Raw genomic sequence first — 20,671 nt, forward strand, 5'->3', positions numbered from 1 at the left:
CTGAAAGTCCAGTATTCCCGACAACAGGGAACGGTGATTCGCCATGCGGATGTCGGCGCTTTCCGCCAAGATGGCGAGTTGCATTGGTGGGGATCTAGGTGCTAAACCTAGACGGGGCTTGAAAGAACGCGTTCCCGACACGAGCGCGGCGCAGCGGACGTTTTGTCGGAAAAAACTTTTTGGTGGGAACGCTTTCTGACAAACTTCATGAGGACAGGCCTCTATAATGAAAAACACAATAACTCGGAAATGGTGGTGTGTCCCGTGAAAGAGAAGAACAAGCTGGTCATGTTTCCAAATGTTCAGCAAGCAGGCGCGGCAGCTATGCAGGAAGCCGTACGCAAAGGCCGCGACTGGGCGGCTGGACGCAAATTGATTCAGCTGCTTGCTGCTAAGAAGTGGACGATCCTTCTTCTAGTCGTCGGTTTCTTGCTTGGACGAGCTGTCATTCTTGAATCTTTGATGCCGTTTGCCGCTGCCTATTTCGCCGTCTTGTACTTTTTGCGACGGGATGTATGCTTTTGGGCGGGCGTAGCGCTCGTCGCTGGAAGCTTCTTCGCGGTCACTCCCTCACCGGGTCCCATCGCGATGGAGCTTGCGGTCGTCTTCTTGCTTCTGAAAGGGCTAGAAGCTTATGAGCGCGCAGAGTTATCGTACGCACCGCTTCTCGTCTTCACGTCAACCTTGCTTGTCCAGTTATTCGGGGCGTTTATCCATAACAGCCTCGGCTGGTACGATCTTATGATGATTGTCGTGGAGGCTTCATTATCCTTCGTCCTAACCCTTGTCTTCGTTCAAGCCATTCCGGTTCTCACCATGACGAAGAAAACGAGCGGGCTGCGGCATGAAGAGATTATATGCTTAATGATTCTCATGGCATCTATTATGACCGGCGCTGTCGGTTGGGGGGTGTATGGCTTATCCGCAGAACATGTGACGTCGCGGTATATGCTGCTGTTGTTTGCACTGGCAGGTGGGGCGCCTCTGGGCGCGTCGGTCGGGGTTGTTGCCGGACTGATCCTGAGTCTTGCTGATTTTAATGCCATCGTGCAGATGAGCTTGCTTGCATTCGCGGGAATGCTGGCAGGGCTAATGCGAGAGGGTGGCAAAATGGCTGTCGCATTCGGCATGCTGCTCGGCACATCGATTTTATCCGTATACATTGGAAGCCAAGCGGATGTAATGGCTTCCACGTATGAGTCAATCGCTGCCGCGGTGCTGTTCATGCTCACGCCGAAGATTATGATTCGAACGATCGCTCGGTTCGTGCCGGGAACGCAAGAGCATGTGAAGTCACAGCATGAATACGCAAGGCGGGTAAGGCAAGTGACAGCGGAGCGGGTGGAGCAGTTTTCGGAGGTGTTCCGCCAACTGTCCAAGAGTTTCGGCCAACTTAATGGCGCAGTGGAGGCGGTGAAGCGCGAAGAAGAATTTAACCATTTTATGAACGCAGTTGCGGAAAAAAGTTGCCAGACCTGCCACCGCCGAGGCATGTGCTGGGAAGCGAAGTTTTATCAAACCTATAAGCTGATGACTGATATGATGACCACAGTAGAGGAGGGGCGGAAGCCATCGACCAAAGAGATGCCCAAGTCGTGGACGGCGCATTGCGTCAAGCCGCAGCAGGTGCTCGGCGTTATGCAGCAGCAATACGAGCTATACAAAAACGACCGTCATTGGAAGAAGCAAATTATCGACTCCAGGCAGCTCGTCGCCGACCAGTTGTCCGGCGTGTCGCAGGTCATGGAGGACTTAGCGAAAGAGATTAAGCGGGAAGGCCAGACGCTTCATCTGCAGGAGGAGCAGATTCGTGAAGCGCTGGAGGGGCTCGGCTTGTCGATCCAGAGCATCGACATCATTAATTTGGAGGAGGGTAATGTAGAGATTGAGGTCTACCATACATTCGCGAGGGGGTATGACGAATGCCGTAAAATAATTGCGCCGTTGTTGACGGACATTTTGGGCGAACACATTGCCGTGAAAGCAGAGCGTTACCCAGAGCGGCAGGGATCGCCAGCACTCGTGACGTTCGGTTCCGCGAAAGAGTTCGAGGTGGAGACAGGTGTTGCTGGACTGGCCAAGGGCGGTGACTTGCTGTCGGGAGATAGCTTTAGCACCATTGAGCTCGGCAATGGCAAATTTGCAGTCGCGATCAGCGACGGTATGGGCAATGGCGAGCGTGCGCGGCTGGAGAGCAGCACGGCGCTAACCATTTTGCAACAGCTGCTGCAGTCGGGGATGGATGAGCGCCTTGCGATCAAATCGGTTAATTCGGTCCTGCTGCTGCGTTCGCCTGACGAGGTGTTCGCGACGGTGGATGTCGCATTGATCGATATGTACACGGCGAAGACGACTTTCCTTAAGATTGGCTCAACGCCGAGCTTCATTAAACGTGGACAGGAGGTTATTCCGGTTACGGCAAACAATTTGCCGATCGGGATTTTGCAAGATATTGATGTGGATCTCATTACGATGCAGCTCCAGCCGGGCGATACGCTCATTATGATGACGGACGGCATCTACGATGCGCCAGGGCATGCAGTGAACAAGGAGATGTGGATGAAGCGAATTATTCAGGAGATTAGTGTGACGGAACCACAAGAAATTGCAGATGCGCTGCTGGATCGGGTAGTGCGCCATCACGAAGGGGAGATTATCGATGACATGACCGTTGTTGTAGCGCGTGTGGACAAGCATCAGCCGGAATGGGCAACATTCCGTTGGACAGGCATTCCGCGCTTCGAGCGCCCGAGGACGGTGAGTTAAGTTGAGGGAGTGAACGGAAGTAGAGGCGCATGAGAGAAAAGATAACTAGAATTGCTGGTGCAAGGGGGACATAGAACGGACGTGTGTAAAGATACCTGTCGCCATGGCCAAGCGCGCCCATTCGCGTGCAAGCCAACTTATGCCATAAGGCTATGCCAATAAGCTCGCGACACGCTTTGGAATAAGGCGGTTGCAGAGTTTTATTGGCATGCCTTTATTGTTATTGGCCGGCTAACACATTGATCATGTAATTGAGGAGGAAGATGGCGAAAAACCAAACGGCGATCGTCGGGTGCCCGGCTGCATACAGTGCTAAGGCTGCGAGCGCGAATACGATGGCTATCATAAGTGCCTTCCATGCGCCTTCGACCGGAATCGAAGCTTTGGGCGATAGATACGTACCCCATACGAGGACCATGAGCGTTGGCGCACCAAGCCCTAATATAAGGCGTAGCGGCAGATTTGAACCTGCTTGAAAACCCCAGTACCCAAGCGCAGCAACGGCACATAGCTCTAGGATGAATGTAAGGCCGAGATTCAGGATGAGTAAAATAGCCAAAATAGTTCCTCCTCTATGCGAGTCGACAAAAAAACTAATGTTATTAGTTTTAATACAACTAATGACATTAGTTTTGTCAATGGGCAGCATTTGCGTCTAAAATCTGGCATTCCCGGCAAAACTGCTAGAGAGATGAATAGAGTCGCAAGGCACAGAGCTGTTGATGTTGCCCACTTTAACGGAGGAGGGAATCTTAGTGAAACAAATTCTACTTATTACAGACGGTTGCTCCAATGTCGGCGTTAGTCCAGTTGTGGCGGCAGCGCATGCACATGCGGAAGCGATAACGGTGAACGTTGTCGGCGTGGTCGACAGAGGCGATGTTGGCGATTTTGGCGCGACGGAGATTGAGGAGATTGCTCGGGCGGGCGGCGGCATGAGCCGGCTCGTTAACACAAAGCAGCTTTCGCAAACGGTGCAAATGATGACGCGCAAGACGGTTGTGCAGACGATACAGATGGCGGTGCAGAAGGAGTTAAAGCAGGTGTTCGGGCAAACGTCGATCGAATCGCTGCCGCCGGAGAAACGCGGGGAAGTCGTGCGCGTGATCGATGAGCTGGGCGAGACATCCAAGCTGCGTGTCGCATTGTTAATTGATGCGAGCGCGAGCATGAAGCCGAAGCTTGCGGCTGTAGAAGAAGCGATTCGCGACCTGATGTTAAGCCTCCAATCGCGGCAGGGAGCCAGCGAGCTGTCGGTGTTTCATTTTCCGGGATCGGCTTATGGCGAGGATTGTACGCTCGACCTGGATTGGACGGATAACCTCGGCGGTGTCCAATCGATCTTCCCTAAATTACAGATGCGCGGCACGACGCCGACCGGCCCGGCGATTATGTCCGTCATTGATTTTTACCGCCAAGGGGATTATGGTAGAAAGAGTAGAGATGAAACGGACGGGATGATGAGTGACTACGTCGTTTAAATTCACCCTTGGCCGCGGATCGGCCGTCACTGGCAAGTGGAAGGGCAAACATTATCGCATCGAGCGGATGCTGGGAGAAGGCGCAAACGGCAAGGTGTACCTTGTGCAGCGTGATAAAGAGTGGTATGCGCTGAAAGCCGGTGCAGACGCGGTCGACCTTCAATCCGAAATCAATGTGTTGCAGTCGCTGGACTTGCAGAGACGAATGAAACGGCCGGATACCGAGCCGTTTCTTGTCGATGTAGATGATTTGATTACGCCCGATGGGCAGGAGTTCCCTTTCTATGTAATGCGTTATGTACGCGGGGTGACGCTGGCCGGCTACTTGGCTAGAGAAGGGGCGGAGTGGTTCCCTTTAGTAGGGTATAATTTGCTGCGCAAACTGTCTGAGCTCCATGAAGCGGGCTGGTCGTTCGGCGATTTGAAAGTGGAAAATATACTCGTTGCCGAATATGGCCGGGTGGAGCTGGTTGATTATGGCGGCGTAACCGGGTTCGGCAAAGGGGTTCGCCAGTTTACCGAAATTTACGACCGAGGCTACTGGAATGCTGGCAAGCGCATGGCGGATAGCGGCTATGACCTATTCTCGTTCGCTGTGCTATGCATTCAGCTGCATGATAGCAAGCGCTTGCTGCAACTCTCGCATCAGCTTCTTCCCCAAAATCGCTCGCCGGAAGAACTGCTCCGGCTTGCACAGCTGCAGCCGGCGCTTCGCCCGTTCATGGGCTGGCTTAGCGATGCGATGGCGGGGCGCTTCGCGAATGCGCGTGAAGCGGCGGCTTCATGGCAGCGGCTGGTAAGCCGTTCGGGAACGATGAAGAGCAGCCCGCCTGTACCTGGTTGGATGAAAGGGCTATTCATGCTGTCGGCAGGCGTGGCAGGAGCGGCAATTATTTGGCTGCTATGGCTCGAATGGTAGGATGGCAGCAGCGATTGAAGGCGAATAGCAGAATGCGAGTCATGTTTGCCCGGAGCGGGCGTTTATTGAAGGAGTATGAGGGCAATGGATGAGTGGATGAAGCAATTGATCGCAGCGAGAGATGCAGATCATTTATGGCAACAAGGCGATGCTATTGTTGTCGCGGTATCCGGTGGCCCTGATTCCATGATGCTGCTTCACCTCCTGCATCGGGCCGCCGTGGATGATAGGCTGTCGCTTGTGGCCGCGCATGTGGATCATGGCTTCAGGGGCGCGGAATCTGCGGCTGAAGGGGAGCAGGTTCGTGCTTTCGCTTCAGAGCTAGGGGTAGCCTTCGAGTCGATTAAGCTGGATATGCCGACATATATAGAAGAAACAGGAATGAATGGCCAACTCGCATCGAGAGTGCGGCGTTATGAATTTTTGCACCAGATTGCCTCGCAGCATGGGGCGAAGCGGATCGCTCTTGCCCACCACGCCGATGACCAGGCAGAGACGGTGCTGATGCGTTTGCTGCGCGGAACGGGAACCGGAGGGCTCGCCGGCATGCAGCCAAAACGGCTGGATAAAAACGTGGAACTTATCCGCCCGATGCTGCGTATGTACAAGACGGATATTTTTCGTTACATCTCACACTACGGTATTCCCTATGTTACTGACAGCAGCAATGAGAGAAGGGACTATTTTCGCAACGAAATTCGCTTGGATGTCATGCCTTATTTGACCCAATTCAACCCGCAATTGCCGGCTTCGTTTAATCGGCTTGCTGAGCTGGCATCTGGAGAAGACCAGTGGATGCAAGGCGAGGCGGCACGTGTTTTTGGACAGCTGGTTACCTGCTCGAAGGGGACGGATTGCGAGGTGGATCGGGCGGATTTCATTGGTCTCCCCGTCGCTTTACAAAGAAGATTGATTAAACTAATATTAGATTATCTCACATTGGAAACAGCTGGCATGAAGCTGCCGGAGACGGCGGATTTTGAGCGGATTGAATCGATGCGAACCGCTGCTCTTGCGCTATCTCCTACGACTTGGCGTATGGATGCTGGCAATGGTACAGTCTTCGTGCGAACGTACGATGCATTGAGATGGTCAGGCTTGCATAGCAAGCAGCTAAGGCCTTGTCCGCCTTATGCGTACGGGATTTCAGGAGTGGAAGGAACGGTAAATGTTCCAGAGGGGGGAATGTCGTTTCGGCTGACGCTTTCAGCCGTAGCAGCAGAACGAGGGCCCTATCATGCCGCATTCGATGCGGATCAGCTTGTGTTCCCTCTAACCGTTCGCAATCGGCGTCCGGGCGACCGGATGCGCGTAATTGGACTAAACGGCACCAAAAAGGTGCAAGATATGTTCGTTGATCTGAAGGTGCCTTCCTCTGAGCGAGACCGAATTCCGCTGCTTGTCGATGCAGAAGGGCAGGTGCTCTGGATTCCGGGAGCGAGGCGGTCGGCAATCGCTTCGATAGGCGCGGCAACAATGAACGTTTTGCGCGTGCATGCATCACCAATTGAGACGAACATTGAATAAGCAGCCCTTGTACGATCATACATATAAGTTATAGGCCCAAGCCTAGGGCGAGGGACTGGAGCAGCTTATGCTGCGATCAGACGCATAATCAAAGCGTATGCTTACGAGGCAGCTTATGCTGCATATCTGGTCTAATATTGACCAGAGCAGACGCATAATCTTTAGGAGGATTCAATTTGCTAAAAGATATCCAGGAAGTATTGTTCGACGCAGAGACCATTCAGAATAAAGTCAAGGAACTGGGCGAACAGCTCAGCCAAGATTTTGAAGGGCGCAATCCTCTCGTTATCTGCGTTTTGAAAGGCGCGTTTATATTTATGTCAGATCTGGTTAAACAATTAAGCATCCCTCTAGAGATCGACTTCATGGCGGTCTCCAGCTATGGAGCTTCGACCAAGTCGTCGGGCGTCGTAAAGATCATTAAGGATCTCGACGTTACGGTTGAAGGGCGCGAGGTGCTAATCGTTGAAGATATTATCGACAGCGGCCTGACGCTCAGCTACTTGATCGACGTGCTGGAACGCCGCAACGCGAAGTCGGTTACAGTCGTTACGCTGTTCGACAAGCCCGCGCGCCGTACGGTTGATCTTGAAGCTGATTACAAAGGCTTCAGCTTGCCAGACGAATTCATCGTAGGTTACGGCCTCGATTACGCTGAACACTACCGCAACTTGCCATTCGTCGGCATTTTGAAGCGTGAAGTCTACACCAAGTAAGTCATTTTCTTAGCGATTCGCCTCTAGCATGGCGGCCTTCCCGCATTGTTGTGAAGGAAAGTCATGCTATGGTAAAATATTTAAAGCGTCTCGAGAGGAGGTTGGGGATGAATCGAATCATCCGAAACACTGGATTTTATTTACTCATTTTTTTGGTGACCGTGGGGATTGTCCAATTTATCAGCAGCCAAAATGACTCATCGTCGCAAATTCGATACGATGAGTTCCGGAAAGCACTCAAAACGGACAACATTGCAAGCTTAGAACTACAATTTGATGGCTACTCCTATTTGGTCACTGGTGAATATAAAAACCCGCCGGAAGCCAACGCAAAAAAATTCTATACCCGCACTAACGTTGATGAATTCGTAACGAAGGAAATCAACGAGCAAGCAGAGCAGCACAACATTCAAATCAAATATAAGAAGATGAAGGGCGAGAGCATTTGGCTCACGTTCCTGACATCGATCATTCCTTTCGTGATCATCTTTATCCTCTTCTTCTTCCTGATGAATCAGGCGCAGGGCGGCGGCGGCAAAGTGATGAACTTTGGCAAAAGCCGTGCGCGGCTGTACAACGAAGAGAAGAAGCGCGTCACGTTCGAAGACGTGGCGGGTGCGGACGAAGAGAAGCAAGAGCTTGTCGAGGTCGTTGAATTCTTGAAGGACCCTCGCAAGTTCGCAGCGGTTGGCGCCCGTATTCCGAAGGGTGTACTGCTCGTTGGCCCTCCAGGTACCGGCAAAACGTTGCTTGCACGCGCTGTTGCAGGCGAAGCTGGCGTACCGTTCTTCAGCATCTCAGGTTCAGACTTTGTTGAAATGTTCGTCGGGGTTGGCGCATCGCGTGTTCGCGACTTGTTCGAGAATGCGAAGAAGAATGCCCCTTGCATTATCTTTATTGACGAGATTGACGCTGTTGGCCGTCAACGTGGCGCAGGCCTTGGCGGCGGGCATGACGAGCGCGAGCAAACGCTCAACCAGTTGCTCGTCGAAATGGACGGCTTCGGCGCGAACGAGGGCATTATTATCGTCGCAGCGACGAACCGGCCAGATATTTTGGACCCGGCGCTTCTCCGTCCAGGACGTTTCGACCGCCAAATCACGGTTGACCGTCCAGATGTGAAAGGGCGCGAAGCGGTACTGAAAGTGCACGCACGCAATAAACCGATGGCCAAGGATGTTAAGCTTGACATTATCGCGAAGCGTACGACAGGCTTTACGGGTGCAGACCTTGAAAACCTGTTGAACGAAGCAGCGCTCCTTGCGGCTCGCCGCAATAAGAAAGACATCGCGATGGTCGAAGTTGATGAAGCAATCGACCGCGTTATCGTAGGTACTGAGAAGCGCAGCCGTGTTATCAGTGATCGCGAGAAGCGCATTGTTGCTTACCATGAAGCGGGCCATACAATCGTTGGTTACTTCCTGGAGCATGCGGATGCTGTCCATAAAGTAACGATTATCCCTCGCGGCAAAGCTGGCGGTTACGTCATCATGATGCCGAAGGAAGATCGGATGCTCGTCACGAAGCAAGAGTTGCTCGACAAAGTTACAGGCTTGCTTGGCGGCCGTGTAGCCGAGGAATTGTTTATCGGTGAAATCGGTACAGGCGCTTACAGCGACTTTAAGCAAGCAACGAGCATCGTGCGCAGCATGATTATGGAATACGGAATGAGCGAGAAGCTCGGGCCGATGCAATTTGGCAGCACGCAAGGCCAAGTATTCCTCGGCCGTGACATTGGTCACGAGCAGAACTACTCGGATACGATTGCGTACCAAATTGACCAAGAAATGCAACGCATGATTAACGAATGCTACACGCGTGCGAAGAACCTGCTGATAGAGAAGACCAAAGAGATGCACCTGATCGCACAGACGCTGCTTAGCGAAGAGACGCTTGAGCTTGAGCAGATCAAACGTTTGATCGAGACGGGCGCCATCGATGGCGACCTTCCTGAAGGCGAGACGATTCCTCAGGAATCAAATGCAGACGTACGAATTGATACAGTCGGCGGCGTTAAGGTTCGTATCCAGTCGAAGGAAGCTGACGAAGCGGCTCCTCTGGCAGACGATACGGCTGACAATGGCGAAGATGATGGAAATGGCGAGGGCGGACCAGACCGGAACGCGTAAGCTATTATACGAAGAAGACCCGGCTTTCCCTATGCGGCATTCGCATTGGAGGCTGGGTCTTTTTGCTCATTAGGATAAAAATGCTTTAAGTCCTCAACATCACCGTGGTAAAATTGTCCTATTATTCAGGTTGAGTAATAAGAACTAGTATCGGGGGAACGGTGCATGTTAAGCCAGAAGAAATGGAAGGCTGCCTTATTGTTCGTTGTTGCAGCACTGCTAGCAGTAACGGTCATTCCGGGAGGAAAGGCGTTTGCGCTGAATGTATGGGGCATTTATAAGGAAGCGCAGCAATTGGATGCCAAGGGGAAGTACAAAGAGGCGATTGAGAAATATAAAATCATTGCCGCTGAGTTTGTGAAGACGCAGCAATATGGCAATGCGTCTAACATCTATCGTAATATCGGTGAAGATTATTCGAATTTAGCTATGTACGACGACGCCGTAGCAAGCTGGGATTTAGAGGCGTTGTATGCGGGCAAGATCGGCCAGACCCAAATCAGTATTGCAGCTAAGCGTAAAGCAGACGCGCTTCGCAGCAGCGCGCAGCTGTTCGTAGAGGCGGATGCAGCGAAGCTTGGCAATGCAAACTACCATAATGCGATATTTGAGCCGAAGAATGGCGCATTGATTGGCGCTTATGCAGAGCTCGATCCGAAGGTTCATAACGCCAAGACGAGCAATCCTTTTTATACAGAAGGTTTCCCGCAGATGACGGGCAAGAAGCATGCGGCTTATTTATTATATTTTACGTACGGCAATCCGCTTTCCACATTGAGGAGCCACATCGAGGAAGCTAAGGCTAACGGAACCGCAATACAGCTTGGCATTCAGCCCACTAAGGGGCTAGGCCAAGTACAGGATAATGAGTATTTGCACCAGTTCGCGCAAGAGATCGCTGATGCTGGCATTCCGATCTTCGTTCGCTTTGCGAATGAGATGAATGGCGATTGGGTGCCATGGAATGGCAATCCGAAATTGTACATCGAGAAGTTTCGCCTTGTCGCTGACGCAATTCATAAGGCAGCTCCAAACAATGCAGTAATGGTATGGGCGCCTGGCCAAATTCCGGAATATAACATTCAAGATTATTACCCAGGAGATGCTTATGTGGACTGGGTGGGGGTTAGCTTGTATACGATCTTCAACCCAACCCTCGATCCGCTGAAGAAGGGTGAGGACCGTTCCAGCCATCTCGATAAGTTTGATTTAATTTATAAGCTGTATGCGGCACGTAAGCCTGTGTTTATTTCGGAAGGCGGTGTTTCGTATATGTACCCGGAGAAGCTGCAGGATAAGACGGCGTGGTCGAGCTACCAGCTGAAACAGTTTTATATGACGCTCCCTATGGTGTATCCGAAGGTTAAGGGAATCTTTTACTTCGATAGCAATCATGATGCTTCTAATCGGGTCAAATATTATATGCTCTCTGCAAATGCGAAGCTGCTTGATGCATATAAGCAATCGATTGCCAGCCCGTTCTACTTGAGTACGGTCGGCGACGAGTCTCCGATTGCCTATCGCAAAATCAGTGGTGCAACCGTGGAGGCGAGCGCTCAGAAAGTGTCAGCGTATGTGAAGACATGGACGCCAATGCTCAGCAAAGTAACCTATGAGATCGGCGGGAAGGCTGTCGCCACGGCTACACAGCTGCCTTGGAAGGCTTCTATTAACTTTGCGTTGTACAAAGGCAAGACGATTACAATCGTTGTTAAGGCATATGATACAGGCGGCAAGCTTGCAACGGCGCAAAAGCTGCTGGTTACCGTGAAGTAAACATTTTGAGCTTATTTTTGTCGGGACAAGGGTGCGGCGCCATTTCGTGGAGATGGCGCTTCAGCCGCTCGGCTTGTTATCTTTTCAACTCACTGCCTTGGAATAGGTAATATTCGGCGGGTTTCTGCCGTTCTCTTGCGCCAACTGCTCCAAATAGCGGCCGAACGCACCAAATGGCTTACTCTAGCAATTGACAGCCCACGCTGCCCCGTGTACATTTAAACTTAATCAATGAAACAGACATGATTTGTTCACACTATAAACGATACGGCGGCTAAGTATGTGCACGAATTCACAAAGTACATCATATCCCTATAAAATAGACCGCGCGAAGAGGAGAGACACCCATGGAAGCATTGGCACTTGAACGCAAGGCGGAACAAAACCGCGAGTTGCGCGAACGCCTCATGCAGCTGAAGAAAGAGCGTAACGCCATTATTCTGGCCCACTACTATCAACGGGATGAAATTCAAGAGGTAGCTGATTTCCGCGGCGACTCCTTCCTGCTTGCCCAGAAGGCAGCGGCGACCGATGCAGACGTTATTGTGTTCTGCGGCGTACATTTCATGGGCGAGAGCGCTAAGATCCTTGCACCGAACAAAACGGTACTTATTCCAGACGAACGGGCTGGCTGCCCGATGGCAGACATGGTCAACGTGGATGGCTTGCGCAAGCTGAAGGCACAGCATCCGAATGCGACGGTTGTTACGTACATTAACTCTTCGGCAGAGATTAAGGCGGAGACTGACATTTGCTGCACATCGTCCAATGCGCTCAAAGTTATTAACTCGGTCGAGTCCGACGAGATCATCTGGGTTCCGGACAAAAACCTGGGTCACTACGTTCAGCAGCATACAGACAAGAAAATGATTATCTGGGAAGGCTATTGCAACACACATGACATGCTGACCGTTAAAGATGTGGAAGAGATGAAGGCGAAGTATCCAAATGCACAATTCGTCGTTCACCCCGAATGCCGTCCGGAAGTCGTGGAGCTTGGCGATTATGTAGGCAGCACGACAGGCATTCTGGAATATTGCAAAAACTCCGATTGCCAAGAGTTTATTGTTGGTACGGAGGACGGAACAGGCTACCAGCTGCGAGTGGACAGCCCGAACAAAACGTTCCATTTTGCGACCAAATACTTGGTGTGCCCGAACATGAAGGTTAACAACCTGAAGAAGCTGGTCAAATGCTTGGAAACGATGCAACCGCAAATCTACGTGCCGCCGACAGTGGCTGACCAAGCCCGCAAATCGCTGGAGCGTATGCTGCAGGTCAAATAAGCGTCATTATTTTTATGCCTGGAGGCATCCATCTTATGATTCCATCATACTTAATTGACGTGCGACTGGACGAGTTGCCGGTCATCGAGAAGGACGTTATTGTCATCGGGGCCGGCATCGCCGGTCTTTTTACCGCTATTAAGGCGAGTAAGCGCGGCTCTGTGCTCATGATCACGAAGAAATCGCTGCTCGACAGCAATACACGCTACGCCCAAGGGGGTATCGCCGCCGTAATTTCGGATGACGATTCCCCTGCTTATCATTTGGAGGACACCTTGATTGCAGGCGCGGGACTATGCGATCACGACGCCGTGAATGCGCTCGTGCACGAAGGGCCAAGGGGTGTTGAGGATTTGATCCGAATGGGTACGCAGTTCGACTTGGAAAATGGGGAATATGCATTAACCAAGGAGGGCGCGCATAGCCAGCGAAGGATTTTGCATGCTAATGGAGATGCAACCGGATTCGAGATCGTACGCGCGTTGTCTGAGAATGCGGTAGCCAAGGAAGGCGTCGAGGTATGGGATGACCATTTTGTCATCGATCTCGTGACCATAGCAGGCGAATGCTGCGGTGCTATTGTACAGAAGCCGGACGGCTCGCGCTTGTTCGTCCGCGGCAAGGCAACGATTTTGTGCTCGGGCGGTACGGGACAGCTGTATCGTTATACGACTAACCCTGACGTGGCGACCGGTGATGGCATCGCCATGGCTTATCGTGCGGGTGCTTACATACGAGATATGGAATTTCTTCAATTTCACCCGACGTCACTTTGTTACCCAGGAGCGCCGCGCTTCCTTATTTCGGAGGCTGTGCGAGGAGAAGGTGCGTATCTTCGCAATATCAGGGGCGAGCGATTTATGCATAAGTATCATGAACAGCTGGAACTGGCGCCGCGCGATGTCGTAGCACGAGCGATCGTGAGCGAGATGGAGGAAACGAAGTCGACCTTCGTTTACTTGGACATTACGCATGAATCGGAAGAGATGGTGAAGCATCGCTTCCCAACCATTTATGAAACTTGCCTCAGCTATGGGCTTGACCTGACGACAGATTGGATTCCAGTAGCGCCAGCGATGCATTATATGATGGGCGGCGTGAAAACCGACCTGAACGGCGAGACGAACATCAAGCGCCTATTTGCCTGTGGCGAAGTGTCATCTACTGGCGTTCATGGGGCTAACCGGCTGGCAAGCAACTCGTTATCGGAAGCTATTGTATTCGGCAGAAGGATCGTCGATCGGATTGCAGAGCTTCCTCCATTGGGAGCAAAGCCGATTATTCATTATGAAGCGGAACGTAATGGTGTCCCAATGCAAGCTTTCGTAGAACGGCGCCTGAAGCTGCAAAAGGTCATGGTGCGGTATGCAGGCCTTCGCCGCGATGGGCAAGGGTTGTCCAAAGGGCTAGAGGAGTTGAAACGGCAGTTACCGATTTTCCAATCTGTGCTGACCAAGCGCGAGGAATATGAATTTGCTAACCTACTAACCTGCGCGCTGCTCACGACGGAATCGGCACTGGCGCGTGAAGAAAGCCGGGGGGCGCATGCGCGCGAAGATTTCCCGGAGCGGAATGACCAAGTCTGGCGCAAGCACACGGTGCTGCACCGCGATTACGGATTGACAGAGGAGCGGATTCACGATGTATGATTACGCATTGCGTGAGCAAATACGCGCTTGGTTAGCTGAGGATATCGGCATGGGCGATATTACGACAGAAACGACCATTCCGGAAGGAAGCCGGTCCAAGGCAATCATCCATGTGAAGGAAGATGGGCTCATTGCGGGACTGGACGTCGCACGGCTAGTATTTGAAGTTGTAGACCCAGAAATCGCTTATACGGCACTCGTTCAAGACGGCGACCGGGTAACCAAAGGGACCGTTATTGCAGCGGCGGAGGGCAGTACGCATAGCTTGCTTATAGGCGAACGGCTCGCATTGAACCTCATGCAGCGGCTGTCGGGCATTGCGACGAAGACGCGTGCGTTCGTGGATGCGCTCGAAGGGTTAGGGACGCGCCTTGTTGATACGCGCAAGACGACGCCTGGCCATCGGAAGCTTGAGAAGTACGCGGTACGGGTTGGCGGCGGCGCGAACCATCGATTCGGCTTATACGACGCGGTCATGATAAAGGACAATCATATTAAAGGTGCTGGCAGCATTCGTGCTGCAATCGCAGGTGCGCGTGCACGTATCCCCCACACGATGAAGATTGAAGTGGAGACGGAGTCAATGGAGCAAGTGCATGAAGCGATGTCTTGCGGGGCTGACATTATCATGCTTGATAATATGAGCTTGGAACAGATGGCTGAAGCAGTACAGCATATCCGATCATTTTCCCGCCATATCATTACGGAAGCGTCGGGTGGCGTTACGCTCGAAACGGTTCGCGGAATCGCAGAAACAGGTGTCGATGTGATTAGCGTAGGCGGCCTAACTTACTCATTCCAAGCACTGGACATTAGCCTGGACTTGAATGAAAAGAAAGGCGGGGCGCCGGCGTGATTCTGGTTATTGATGTAGGGAATACGAATATCGTCCTTGGCGTATACCAAGGCAAGGAGCTACTGCATCATTGGCGAATTAGTACGAATCGCTCCGCGACGGTTGATGAGTACGGCATTACAATTAACAATCTGTTCCAGTTTGCAGGCTTGTCGCTCGATGGAATCGATGGCGTCATTATTTCTTGTGTCGTTCCTCCGCTCATGCGGACGCTGGAGCAGCTAAGTATCAAATATATGCGCAAAACGCCAGTGGTCGTCGGACCAGGGGTAAAGACTGGGCTAAACATCCGTTACGAGAATCCGCGTGAAGTGGGGGCGGACCGGATTGTCAATTCGATTGCGGGCATCGAGAAATATGGGAAACCGCTTATCGTGGTTGATTTTGGTACGGCCACTACTTTCGATTATATTGATGAGAATGGAAGCTATCTCGGTGGCGCGATTGTGCCGGGCATTGGCATTTCGACGGAAGCGCTTTACCAGCGCGCGGCGAAGCTCCCTCGCATCGAGCTCGTTCGGCCGAAGAGCGTAATTGGGCGCAATCCGGTAACTTCGATGCAGGCGGGCATTATTTTTGGCTATGCCGGACAAGTGGACGGAATCGTTCGGCGCATTCGCGCCGAATTCGGCGTGGCGCCACGCGTTATTGCAACAGGCGGCTTGGCGGAGCTCATTGCTGCTGAATCGGAGACCATCGAAGAGGTCGATCCGTTGCTGACGCTCGAAGGGCTTCGCATTATTTTTGAACGGAATCAAGAAAGTGCCGCGACAAGCGAGGAATAATAGCATTAGTCGAGTTCGAGAACGAATCAAGCAAGGGAGGCATCCATAATGGAGACGCAGAACGATATATTGATTAGAGGCACAGCGTGGGGCGGCCGCATTCGGGTGTTCGCGGTTCGGGCGACGGAGCTTGTTAGCGAATTGCAGCGTCGGCATGGGACGTACCCAACGGCGACTGCAGCATTTGGCCGGACATTGGCAGCTGGTGCGATGATGGGCGCGATGATGAAGGGTGAAGAGAAGCTCACGATTCAGATTAAGGGTGAAGGGCCAATCGGCCAAATCGTCGTCGATACGGATGCCAAGGGCAATGTGCGCGGCTACGTCGACCATCCGCAAGTGCATATGGCAAGCAACTCGCAAGGCAAGCTAGATGTAGCAGGAGCTGTTGGCCGGAGCGGATACATTCATATTATCAAAGACCTTGGGATGAAAGAGCCTTACCGTGGCAGCTCGCCGATCGTGTCGGGAGAGCTTGCAGAAGATTTCACCTACTACTTCGCTGTGTCAGAGCAAACGCCGTCTGTCGTAGGGCTTGGCGTATTAGTGGATACAGATGGGTCGGTCCTGCAGGCGGGCGGTTATATCGTGCAGGTGCTGCCGGGGTTGACCGAAGAGGAGATCACGCGCTTGGAGCAAGCGGTAAGCATGATGCCGCCTGTGACAGCTCTGTTGGACCAGGGCGAGACGCCAGAAGAAATATTGAAGTTCCTCGTTGGAGACGATTTGACGATACATGATACGACAGATGTTCATTTCCGCTGCCGCTGCTCGCGCGAGCGTACAGAACGTACGCTCATTAGCATGGGCCAGCAAGAGCTGCAACAAATTATCGAAGAAGACGGAAAAGCCGAAGTCGTGTGCCATTTCTGCAATGAAGCGTACACGTTTGACCGTGAGCAGCTCGTAGAGCTGCTTGAGCAAGCGAAGCCGAAGCCGCTCCAATAACCGAAAGGCTTGAGGAAATGAAGAAAGACCGAATGCTGCGAGGGTTGGTGTCCCTGCAAGCTTTATGTATGATCGTGGTGGCGATCGTGGTCACGACGCACTATGTGCCCTTTTTGAACAAGCCCAAGCCAGCAGGCAGTGAGGGCGGCACAGGGGGAGCGGACGAGCTTTCGCGTGAGGAAGGAAGGGTATTGGCCGTTATTGGCGGGAAGCCGATTACGGAGCGGGATTTGACGAAAGAGCTGCATCGGCAGCATGGCGCTTCGATGCTGCGGACGATGATGCTGCACGAAGCGGTGAAGCTTGAAGCGGCCAAGCAAGGGCTAGCCGTGACGCCGGAGCAATTGTCGGCAGAGCTTGCTCGCGTTATGGAAGGTTACGGATCGGAAACCGAATATTATGAGGAAATGCAAAGCCAGCTGGGGTTGGCCCGGGAAGACGTTCAGTCAGACGCGGAGTACCGGCTGCTGCTGGAGCAAATTGCTACTCGGACGGTAGACGTAACGGATGCCCAGATAGAAGATTACTTGGCCGAGCATGCTTCTGAGTTTACAGGCGTAACTGAGCTTAAGATTCGCTGGATTTTGACGAATACGCGCTCAGAAGCCAATGACGTGATTGATAAACTGGGCAACGGCGAGGATTTTGCATTAATGGCGAAGACGTACTCCATTGATGCATTCACTGCTGATCACGGCGGCGACTTGGGATACATCGAGGACCATGATCCTTTCGTGGAAGAGTCGCTTCTGGATGCTACGCGTTCGCTTGAAGTTGGCCAAGTGACCGGTCCAGTGAAGACCGGGGGTGGGTATGCCATCATTCGTTTGGAAGAGCGGCGTGAACGGGAAGGCATGGCAAGGGAACAGCGCCGGGAGGAAGCCCGTCGTCAGGTTGCACTGGAGCAGGCGAAGCCTCTGTCCGAAGTTGAGAATGAATTGCTTGTCCAGTACAGCAGCAGTGTGCCCAATCCCGCGGCTCCGTAGGGATAGGCGGAAAAGTAAGTATTGACATTTGTAAACGGCGTTGATAAGATGGAGACAGTAAAACCTACTGAACTAGTCGGATTAAGGAGGCAGTTTATCAATGGCTAAGATTGTTCAAAGTGTTACAGAATTGATCGGAGATACGCCGCTCGTACGTCTGAATCGCCTTGTGCCTGAGGACAGCGCGGAGATTTACGTTAAGCTTGAGTATCAGAATCCGGGTGCCAGCGTTAAGGACCGGATCGCAATCAGCATGGTAGAAGTAGCTGAGCAACAAGGCATTCTGAAGCCGGGTGACACGATCGTTGAACCGACGAGCGGTAACACGGGTATCGGTCTTGCTTTGGTAGCAGCTGCTAAAGGATATAAAGCAATTCTCGTTATGCCAGAAACGATGAGCATTGAGCGCCGCAACCTGCTTCGTGCTTACGGCGCGGACCTCGTGCTCACGCCAGGATCGGAAGGCATGAACGGCGCTGTTAAGAAAGCTGAAGAGTTGGCGCAAGAAAACCCTAACTACTTCATGCCGCAACAATTCAAGAACCAAGCGAATGTTAAGGTGCACCGCGAGACGACGGGTCCTGAGATCGTAGAAGCTATCAACTCGCTCGACGGCAAGCTGGACGCGTTTATCGCCGGCATTGGTACGGGCGGTACGATTACGGGTGCAGGCGAAGTGCTCAAAGAGAACTTCTCCGATATCAAAATCTACGCAGTAGAACCAGCAGCATCGCCGCTTCTGTCTGGTGGCAAGCCAGGCCCTCACAAAATTCAAGGTATCGGCGCTAACTTCGTGCCTGACATCTTGAACCGTGAGATCTATGACGGCATCATTACAGTAGAAAATGATGATTCATTCGAAACAGCACGCCGTGCTGCTCGCGAAGAAGGCATTTTGTGCGGTATTTCGTCCGGTGCAGCGATCTTCGCAGCACTGCAAGTAGCTAAAGAGCTGGGCAAAGGCAAACGTGTCGTAGCTGTTGTTCCATCTAACGGCGAACGTTACCTGAGCACGCCGCTGTTCAACTTCGAGAACTAATACGGAGTCATAACGAATACAGAGCCTTCATTCCTCGGAATGGGAGGCTCTTTTTTATGAATGCCTTTAGCGCAGTTGCTTTTCTTTTGCTCCATCATTCTGTATACTAGGCGAAATAGATGGATAGAACGGGGGTTGAAGGTGATGTTCACCGTTTGGGAACAGTGGCAACGGTGGCACGCCGAGCGTGCCTATACGACGCTGCCGGTACTGCATAAATTGCCGTTGAACGGCGCGGGCAGCAAGATTGCTTCATGGAAAGCGGCATGGCAGGATGCTGATGCCTATTCTTTTGTATTTGAGAGTGGCAAGGGCGGACGATACACGTATTTGGGCCTGCATCCTTCTTCTGTGATCCAGGGCAAGCTGCAGTCTGCCCAATCGATGGATTGGACGGGAACCGCCTTGGAGCCTGCAGAGGCGAGACGATTGGCCCATACAGCTTCATGGGAAGGTACGCCGCTGGACGTTGTGAGGCGATGGATGGCGCCCTATCGGGGACCGAGGGTGGAAGCAGGGCCGGCTTGGACGGGGGGCTGCGCGGGATTTTGGGGCTATGACGTCATTCGGACGATCGAACGCCTGCCTGAGATCGCGAGCGATGACCTCGGTGTGCCGGATTACTTGTTCATGCGGATGGACGAGCTGTGGGTTATCGATTTGGAAGAAGATGCGTTGTATTGTGCGGCGCATACCACGATTCCAGAGCATGCGGCCGAGCGGGAACTAGAGGCTTTATATGAGCGTGCGGTGCAGCGGGTAGAAGCGATGGCGGCTTATTGGCACGCTCGGTTCAATGATGGGCTGCAGCCAGAGGCAACCGGTCTCTTGACGCGCGAGGCGAGATTAAGCAAACTGGCATCCGAATCGCTTACGATTGATGTGGAATCGGTAGCAGATACGTTTTCCCCTTTTGCAAAGGAAGCTTACGAGAATGCGGTGCGCAAAATCCAACAGTACATCGGCCAAGGCGACGTGTTTCAGGTGAACCTGTCGCTCCGCCAAAGCAAACGTACCGCTGTTTCGCCAGAGGAGCTTTATGAATGGTTGAGAGTCGTGAATCCATCTCCTTATATGGGCTTTCTGCGCTGCCCGGAGTTTCAGCTTGTATCGGGCTCCCCAGAGCTGCTCGTTGAGCTAAAGGATGGCATATTAGCGACCAGGCCGATTGCAGGCACAAGGCGAAGAGGGCGGACGCCAGAAGAGGATCTGGCAATGGAGCAGGAGTTGCTCAACACCGAGAAAGAACGGGCGGAACATATCATGCTGGTCGACCTCGAACGGAATGATTTGGGCCGAATCGCCAGTTATGGATCAGTACATGTTCCGGAGCTTATGGTCATTGAGCGGTATTCCCATGTCATGCACCTTGTTTCCCAAGTGGAAGGCAAGATTGCCGAAGGCAAAGATGCTTTCGATGTCATTGCAGCCACATTCCCAGGAGGAACGATTACAGGCGCGCCCAAAATTCGCACAATGGAAATCATCGAAGAACTTGAGCCGACAAGGCGCGGCCCATACACGGGCTCCATGGGATGGATTGACTACTGCGGCAATATGGAATTTAATATTATTATAAGAACGATGACCGTACGCGATGGCGTCGTTCATATTCAAGCAGGTGCGGGAATTGTGATCGACTCCATTCCCGAGCGCGAATATTATGAGTCGCTTAGCAAGGCTAAGGCGCTCTGGAAGGCAATTCAGCTTGGCGAGCGGTTTGAAAACCAGCCGGACGTGCTAACCAAGCATGAAGATGCAACTGATACAGGGGCGCTAAGCAGCCGCTTACTATAAAGGAGGTCGTC

The 20,671-nt window shown here is 52.4% G+C and carries 16 protein-coding genes; 15 read left to right on the forward strand and 1 reads right to left on the reverse strand.

Features of this window, described 5'->3' with window-relative positions:
- Positions 1-324 precede the first annotated feature (324 nt).
- Positions 325-2,766 carry a stage II sporulation protein E gene (gene spoIIE, locus GON22_RS18925; RefSeq protein WP_237179244.1) on the forward strand — a complete coding sequence of 814 codons (2,442 nt, stop codon included), beginning with the start codon at positions 325-327 and terminating at the stop codon, positions 2,764-2,766.
- Positions 2,767-2,986: 220 nt separating this feature from the next.
- Here spoIIE and GON22_RS18930 read toward each other — a convergent pair whose 3' ends face one another.
- The gene (locus GON22_RS18930; RefSeq protein ID WP_160397679.1) at positions 2,987-3,325 is read right to left on the reverse strand and encodes a YrdB family protein; all 339 of its coding nucleotides are present in this window, start codon (positions 3,323-3,325) and stop codon (positions 2,987-2,989) included.
- 196 nt (positions 3,326-3,521) lie between these two features.
- Between GON22_RS18930 and GON22_RS18935 the strand changes: the two genes are divergently transcribed.
- From GON22_RS18935 to GON22_RS19000, 14 genes are all read left to right on the forward strand, one after another.
- Positions 3,522-4,247 (forward strand): VWA domain-containing protein, encoded by a 726-nt coding sequence (locus GON22_RS18935; RefSeq protein ID WP_006038125.1) that lies wholly within the window; start codon positions 3,522-3,524, stop codon positions 4,245-4,247.
- Entirely contained in the window at positions 4,231-5,166 is a 936-nt protein-coding gene (locus tag GON22_RS18940; protein ID WP_160397680.1) for a protein kinase domain-containing protein, read from the forward strand. The genes GON22_RS18935 and GON22_RS18940 overlap by 17 nt, the downstream gene beginning before the upstream one ends.
- An 84-nt stretch (positions 5,167-5,250) precedes the next feature.
- Positions 5,251-6,693 carry a tRNA lysidine(34) synthetase TilS gene (gene tilS / locus GON22_RS18945; RefSeq protein WP_160397681.1) on the forward strand — a complete coding sequence of 481 codons (1,443 nt, stop codon included), beginning with the start codon at positions 5,251-5,253 and terminating at the stop codon, positions 6,691-6,693.
- Positions 6,694-6,869: 176 nt separating this feature from the next.
- Positions 6,870-7,409: a hypoxanthine phosphoribosyltransferase gene (hpt, locus tag GON22_RS18950; RefSeq protein ID WP_160397682.1), complete on the forward strand. Its 540-nt coding sequence runs from the start codon at positions 6,870-6,872 to the stop codon at positions 7,407-7,409.
- A gap of 107 nt (positions 7,410-7,516) precedes the next feature.
- Positions 7,517-9,538: an ATP-dependent zinc metalloprotease FtsH gene (gene ftsH / locus GON22_RS18955; RefSeq protein ID WP_160397683.1), complete on the forward strand. Its 2,022-nt coding sequence runs from the start codon at positions 7,517-7,519 to the stop codon at positions 9,536-9,538.
- A 165-nt stretch (positions 9,539-9,703) separates the two neighbouring features.
- Positions 9,704-11,314 carry a glycoside hydrolase family 26 protein gene (locus GON22_RS18960; RefSeq protein WP_160397684.1) on the forward strand — a complete coding sequence of 537 codons (1,611 nt, stop codon included), beginning with the start codon at positions 9,704-9,706 and terminating at the stop codon, positions 11,312-11,314.
- A 347-nt stretch (positions 11,315-11,661) separates the two neighbouring features.
- A complete protein-coding gene (gene nadA, locus GON22_RS18965; protein ID WP_160397685.1) occupies positions 11,662-12,600 on the forward strand; it encodes a quinolinate synthase NadA in 939 nt (312 codons plus the stop codon).
- Positions 12,601-12,635: 35 nt separating this feature from the next.
- Positions 12,636-14,249, forward strand: coding sequence for an L-aspartate oxidase (gene nadB, locus GON22_RS18970; protein ID WP_160397686.1), 1,614 nt, complete (start codon positions 12,636-12,638; stop codon positions 14,247-14,249).
- A complete protein-coding gene (nadC, locus tag GON22_RS18975; RefSeq protein WP_160397687.1) occupies positions 14,242-15,105 on the forward strand; it encodes a carboxylating nicotinate-nucleotide diphosphorylase in 864 nt (287 codons plus the stop codon). The genes nadB and nadC overlap by 8 nt, the downstream gene beginning before the upstream one ends.
- On the forward strand, positions 15,102-15,890 hold the full coding sequence (locus GON22_RS18980; RefSeq protein ID WP_160397688.1) for a type III pantothenate kinase: 789 nt from the start codon (positions 15,102-15,104) through the stop codon (positions 15,888-15,890). The genes nadC and GON22_RS18980 overlap by 4 nt, the downstream gene beginning before the upstream one ends.
- Before the next feature lie 48 nt (positions 15,891-15,938).
- Entirely contained in the window at positions 15,939-16,838 is a 900-nt protein-coding gene (gene hslO / locus GON22_RS18985) for an Hsp33 family molecular chaperone HslO (protein WP_160397689.1), read from the forward strand.
- A gap of 17 nt (positions 16,839-16,855) precedes the next feature.
- Positions 16,856-17,824 carry a peptidylprolyl isomerase gene (locus GON22_RS18990; protein WP_160397690.1) on the forward strand — a complete coding sequence of 323 codons (969 nt, stop codon included), beginning with the start codon at positions 16,856-16,858 and terminating at the stop codon, positions 17,822-17,824.
- Positions 17,825-17,924: 100 nt separating this feature from the next.
- On the forward strand, positions 17,925-18,863 hold the full coding sequence (cysK, locus tag GON22_RS18995) for a cysteine synthase A (protein WP_160397691.1): 939 nt from the start codon (positions 17,925-17,927) through the stop codon (positions 18,861-18,863).
- A 144-nt stretch (positions 18,864-19,007) separates the two neighbouring features.
- Positions 19,008-20,660, forward strand: a complete 1,653-nt coding sequence (locus GON22_RS19000) for an anthranilate synthase component I family protein (RefSeq protein ID WP_160397692.1) — start codon at positions 19,008-19,010, stop codon at positions 20,658-20,660.
- Positions 20,661-20,671 lie beyond the last annotated feature (11 nt).

Origin of the sequence: Paenibacillus sp. MMS18-CY102 (assembly GCF_009789195.1) — a bacterium.
GTDB lineage: Bacteria > Bacillota > Bacilli > Paenibacillales > Paenibacillaceae > Paenibacillus_T.

Bases quoted from the DNA above. Each gene is read 5' to 3' on its own strand.
- nadC (WP_160397687.1), top strand. From the start codon at position 14,242: ATGTATGATTACGCATTGCGTGAGCAAATACGCGCTTGGTTAGCTGAG.
- nadB (WP_160397686.1), top strand. From the start codon at position 12,636: ATGATTCCATCATACTTAATTGACGTGCGACTGGACGAGTTGCCGGTC.
- cysK (WP_160397691.1), top strand. From the start codon at position 17,925: ATGGCTAAGATTGTTCAAAGTGTTACAGAATTGATCGGAGATACGCCG.
- GON22_RS18960 (WP_160397684.1), top strand. From the start codon at position 9,704: ATGTTAAGCCAGAAGAAATGGAAGGCTGCCTTATTGTTCGTTGTTGCA.
- GON22_RS18990 (WP_160397690.1), top strand. From the start codon at position 16,856: ATGAAGAAAGACCGAATGCTGCGAGGGTTGGTGTCCCTGCAAGCTTTA.
- tilS (WP_160397681.1), top strand. From the start codon at position 5,251: ATGGATGAGTGGATGAAGCAATTGATCGCAGCGAGAGATGCAGATCAT.
- hslO (WP_160397689.1), top strand. From the start codon at position 15,939: ATGGAGACGCAGAACGATATATTGATTAGAGGCACAGCGTGGGGCGGC.
- GON22_RS19000 (WP_160397692.1), top strand. From the start codon at position 19,008: ATGTTCACCGTTTGGGAACAGTGGCAACGGTGGCACGCCGAGCGTGCC.
- ftsH (WP_160397683.1), top strand. From the start codon at position 7,517: ATGAATCGAATCATCCGAAACACTGGATTTTATTTACTCATTTTTTTG.
- nadA (WP_160397685.1), top strand. From the start codon at position 11,662: ATGGAAGCATTGGCACTTGAACGCAAGGCGGAACAAAACCGCGAGTTG.
- spoIIE (WP_237179244.1), top strand. From the start codon at position 325: ATGCAGGAAGCCGTACGCAAAGGCCGCGACTGGGCGGCTGGACGCAAA.